Here is a 4,624-nt window from a genome sequence, read left to right on the forward strand (position 1 = left end):
AGAGGCACCATGGACTTGACGCCGTCGATCACATAGCTGCCGTTGACCAGGCGGGCCTGGGTCTGCAGGGTGAAGGGGTCGAACAACGCCGTGGGCTCCTGGATGGCCAGGGCGGCGGCCGGTGGCTTGTCGCCCGCAAAGGCGCCCAGATAGGTCGATTGCTGATCGGCGCTGCCCCACATCACCAGCGCATTGCTCACGGCCGCAGGCGCCAGGCAGGCCAGGGCCAGGCCCATGTCGCCTTGCGCCAGGGCCTCGGCGATCAGGGCGTTGGTCACGGCCGAGCGCTCGGTGCCCACGCCACCCAGGGCCTCGGGGATGCCCATGGTGGTCATGCCCAGTTCGGCGCATTGCGCCAGCAGATCCGCGGGGGCACCGTAGTCCATGTCGGCTTTGCCGGCGGCCGGGCGCAATTGCTCGGAGGCAAAGGCGCGCATGGCCTCGATGAACATGGTTTGTTCATCGTCCGGCGTGAGGTCAAAAAGGTCGCCGCTGCTGCCCCGCTTGGGCAGGCGCTGGGGCGAGGTCAGGCGCTGCACGGCCTTGAAGGCGCGGTTCACGGCGGTCACGGCGCGAAAGCCATTCTTGGTGCCGTGGTACAGCACCTTCTCGGTGGGTTTGCGCAGGCCCAGGCGGTCCAGGCTGGGGGAGCCGGCCATCTGGCTCAGGGTGCGAAGGCCCAAACGGGTCAGGGAAGTCATGCGATCACTCCAACGGGTCATGCCACTGTCAATGGAGTGCATTTCAGCTCGGATTGCGTGACATGACACTCAGGGTTGACCTAAACGAAGCGAATAGGCGGGTCTGAACCGGACGTTCACGATCAAATGTGCCCAGACTTGTTGCACAGTCATGCCCTATGGACGCCTTGAGTGAATTGCTGGCCGATGTCCGCATCCGTGATGCGGTCTTCATGCGCACCCGCCTGGGGTCGCAGGGGGTGCTGCGCGTGGGCGCGGCGCGTCAGCCGTGCTTCCACCTGGTCACGGAGGGACGGGTGTGGCTGCATCCCCAGGGCGGCGCCCAGCCGATCGCATTGAACGTGGGGGATGTGGCCTTCTTCCCGCAGGGCGAGCCGCATGTGCTCAGTGCGCAGGGCGGTGAGGTGTCGATGCTGGGCCCGGGGGTGGACCTGCTGCGCCACTGGCGTCAGGGGGAGCAGGCCCATGCCGATGTGATCGAGGCCCAGGCTGCCGGTGCCGGCCCGGCGTGCATCGGGCGCACCGTCAGTGGCTGCATGCACATCGAGGGCGTGGCCGAGGCCTGGCTCTGGGGGGGGCTGCCGCCTTGGCTGACCCTGCAGTGGGGGCCTGGGCAGAGCCTGCCGTCCTGGCTGGTGATCGGCTTGGCCTATCTGGAGCAGGAGTTGCGCCGCAAGAGCATCGCCCGTCAGGCCGTGATCGATCGCCTGGCCGACATCGTCTTCATCCAGAGCCTGCGCACCTATCTGCATGGCCCGGCCCAACCCCCGGCGGGCTGGCTGATGGGGCTCAAGGATGGCATGGTCTCGCGTGTGCTCGGCGCCATGCACCGAGAGCCTCAACGGCCCTGGCAGTTGGCCGAGCTTGCGCGGGTAGGGTGCGTGTCGCGTTCGGTGCTGGCCGAACGCTTCACGCAGTTGCTGGGTGTGCCACCTCTGACCTACCTGACGCAACATCGCATGCATGTGGCCGCGCGCCGCTTGCTGCGCAGTGCCGATCCCGTGGCCGAGGTGGCGCGATCCGTCGGCTACCAGTCGGCGGCTGCCTTTGCGCAGGCCTTCAGGCGCGAGTTCGGCTGCTCACCCCGGGATCACCGGGCCCAGGCCGGCATGGCCAGCCCCTCAGAAGCGGCGACTGTCGATGACCACCATGGCGCTGCCATCGGTGGATGACTCATCGTCGTGAGGATGGTCCCTCATTTCCGCGTGGGCAGGGTCAAAGTCATGGCCCTCATGAGCGCCCTCATGATCATGGTGACGCCCTCGCATATTGCCCCGCAGGAAGCGGTTCTGGCTTTTGGGTGCGGGCAGGAAGCGCGCCAGTTCGGTCAAAGCGGTCTGGTAGACGTGCCGCTTGAATTCGATCACGGCCTCCAGCGGTACCCAGTACTCGTTCCAGCGCCAGGCGTCGAACTCGGGGTGGTTGGTGGCGCGCAGGTTCATGTCGCAGTCGCGACCGACCAGTTGCAGCAGGAACCAGATCTGTTTTTGCCCGCGGTAGTGCCCCCGGGCATCGCGGCGGATGAAGTGCTGAGGCACCTCATAGCGCAGCCAGTCGCGGGTGCGGGCCACAATGCGCACGTGCTCGGGCAGCAGCCCGACTTCTTCGTGCAACTCGCGGAACATCGCCTGCTCAGGCGATTCACCGTGCTTGATCCCGCCTTGCGGGAACTGCCAGGAATGGGTACGAATGCGCTTGCCCCAGAAAACCTGGTTGCGCTGATTGAGCAGGATGATGCCGACGTTGGGGCGAAAGCCTTCACGATCGAGCATGATCAACTCCGAATGCTTTGAACTGTGGCCATTATTGCACTCCATGGCCCCCGAGACCAGGGGGGGCGGCCAATGGGGGGCAGAAAGTCCTTCCGGCTCGTGTTTTGCACTCTCGACCTTGTGCAAAAAGTCCAGTTCGGGTGCTCGAAAACGGCGTGAAAAAATGCACAACGGGGGAACTCCCTGCCAAGACGTTCCTGGATGTGTTGTAGAAAACTGGCTGAGTTGGAGCGTCGAGTCAGTCCTGCATGAGGTCAGGTTGCTGATGGGGATGGCTCGATACATACCTATATAGATCAATCCAAGGGAGTGAACATGCCTGATGCTGTCCAGAATATCCAGTTGCCTGCGTCTGTCCGACCGGAGGACGTGGTGTTGACGCGTGCTCTTGGCACGCTCGGCATTTCAAGTCTCGACGGGCAAGAGCTCGTCCGCATCGACGACTTTTTTTCGTTGACGCCAGTGGATTCACCAGACATTTCGCTGGAAAGCGGGCTGTTGGGTGCGGCCGCGGCTCCGATCGAGTTTGCTGACGGCACGGTCTGGAGTGTCGAGACAGTGAGCCAGAAGGTACTTTTGGCCCAGTCGCTCAGCAGTCCGCAGCAGTTGTGGGGCTATGCCAGCAATGACCTGCTGATGGGGGGCTCAGGCCAGGACAGCCTCTACGGCCTGCGGGGCAACGATAGCTTGGCAGGTGGAGGCGGTGATGATGAACTCCGTGGTGGTGAAGGCAGCGATACCTACCTGTTCTCTCGAGGCTCCGGACGCGATGTCATCGACGACGTCGCAGGCACACTGGATGTGGTGCAACTGGGCGATCTGAACTCGACCTCCGTGACCAGCGTTGCCCGCGCAGCACCCGGTGTGAACTACGATCTTGTGCTGTCGTTTGATTCAGGCGATCAACTGGTCCTCCGATCATATTTGAGCCCTAGAACAGGTGTCTTGATCGAAGAGATCCGATTTGCCGATGGCGTGACGTGGGAGTTGGCCGACATTCAGCCGCAACTGCTGACCCTGGGGACGGATGCAAGCGAAGACCTGAACGGTCTGCAATTCGCAGTGGCCGTCAACCGCATAGATGGTCAGGGGGGCAATGACACCCTGCAAGGGGGCGCGATGAGCGACACCCTGTCTGGCGGGGCCGGCAATGATCGGATCAATGGGAGCTTTGGCGCTGACCTGTTGGAGGGGGGCGAGGGCCACGACTCTCTGTTTGGCGACGCCGGCCGTGACACGCTGATCGGCGGTGATGGAAACGACTCCCTGGGCTATTTGGGCTACGGGAGTTCAAGGGATACGGACGCTGATCTGCTGCTGGGAGGTGCAGGGCAGGATACCCTGATTGGCGGTCACGACGGGGACACCCTGGATGGCGGCGCAGGGGACGACTGGATCATCATGGACTACCTGGGGACGGCAGGTGTGGTGAGTGTCACGTTGGGCATGGGCTCGGGCCATGACGTTGTGGCGCTGAATCCTTCCGCTCAGCCACTGAGGCCACATCTGGTGTTTTCAGACGATCTGACATCGGACGATCTCACGTTCAGTCAGCGCTGGCCGGCCGTGGGCGCGGGCGGCTATGTGATCTCCTGGGGTGACGACGGCACGGACAGCGTGCGTTTGACCGATCTGCCGGATTCGGCTGTCACCCTGGGTTTTGCGGATGGAAGTACCCTGAGCTACGAGCAGATCAAGGAGCGATTCTTCACACCGACATCAGGCGATGACACCTTTCAGGGGCTCTTTGGCAATGACACGCTGTTGGGCGGCGATGGTGATGATGTTCTGTTTGCGCGGGAGGGGAGTGACCTGCTGGATGGTGGCTCGGGGAGCGATGAACTCTATGCCGGGAGCAGTGGCGTCCATACCTTGCTGGGAGGTGATGGAGGAGACTACCTCTTTGGATTTGCCAGAGGAGATTGGGCTTACGCCACAGGGGGGGCTTCCATTCTGGATGGCCAGGCTGGCGATGACCACTTGTACGCTGGCAATCGAGGGGGGCAACTTCTGGGTGGGGATGGAAACGACGCACTGTATGGCCTGGGGGCGGCCTCTGGATACTATGGTCGAGCGGCCAGCGGGGCCTCCACCCTGTGGGGAGGGGCCGGCAATGACACCTTGTTTGCCGATGTGGCATCCGATGTCTTG

The 4,624-nt window shown here is 63.2% G+C and carries 4 protein-coding genes; 2 read left to right on the top strand and 2 right to left on the bottom strand.

Going from position 1 to position 4,624, the window contains the following annotated elements; genetic code table 11:
• Nucleotides 1-701, bottom strand: a 701-nt coding sequence (locus tag VFW84_RS12680) for an acyl-CoA dehydrogenase family protein (protein ID WP_329680826.1), incomplete at its 3' end; no start/stop codon positions are given.
• A 158-nt stretch (nucleotides 702-859) separates the two neighbouring features.
• Here VFW84_RS12680 and VFW84_RS12685 point away from each other — a divergent pair.
• Nucleotides 860-1,873 (top strand): AraC family transcriptional regulator, encoded by a 1,014-nt coding sequence (locus VFW84_RS12685; RefSeq protein ID WP_329680827.1) that lies wholly within the window; start codon nucleotides 860-862, stop codon nucleotides 1,871-1,873.
• Here VFW84_RS12685 and VFW84_RS12690 read toward each other — a convergent pair.
• Nucleotides 1,823-2,473, bottom strand: a complete 651-nt coding sequence (locus VFW84_RS12690) for an RNA pyrophosphohydrolase (RefSeq protein ID WP_329680828.1) — start codon at nucleotides 2,471-2,473, stop codon at nucleotides 1,823-1,825. The two genes, VFW84_RS12685 and VFW84_RS12690, sit on opposite strands and share 51 nt — an antisense overlap.
• A 576-nt stretch (nucleotides 2,474-3,049) precedes the next feature.
• On the opposite strand from VFW84_RS12690, the gene VFW84_RS12695 reads away from it, so the two are divergent.
• Nucleotides 3,050-4,624 (top strand): calcium-binding protein (locus VFW84_RS12695; protein ID WP_329680829.1); only part of this gene is annotated, 1,575 nt, incomplete at its 3' end.

Source organism: Aquabacterium sp. (genome assembly GCF_036279655.1).
Classification (GTDB): domain Bacteria; phylum Pseudomonadota; class Gammaproteobacteria; order Burkholderiales; family Burkholderiaceae_C; genus Aquabacterium.

What these genes read in the sequence shown, in the direction of transcription:
- VFW84_RS12685 (WP_329680827.1), top strand. Translation starts at nt 860, where the DNA reads ATGGACGCCTTGAGTGAATTGCTGGCCGATGTCCGCATCCGTGATGCG.
- VFW84_RS12690 (WP_329680828.1), bottom strand. Translation starts at nt 2,473, where the DNA reads ATGCTCGATCGTGAAGGCTTTCGCCCCAACGTCGGCATCATCCTGCTC.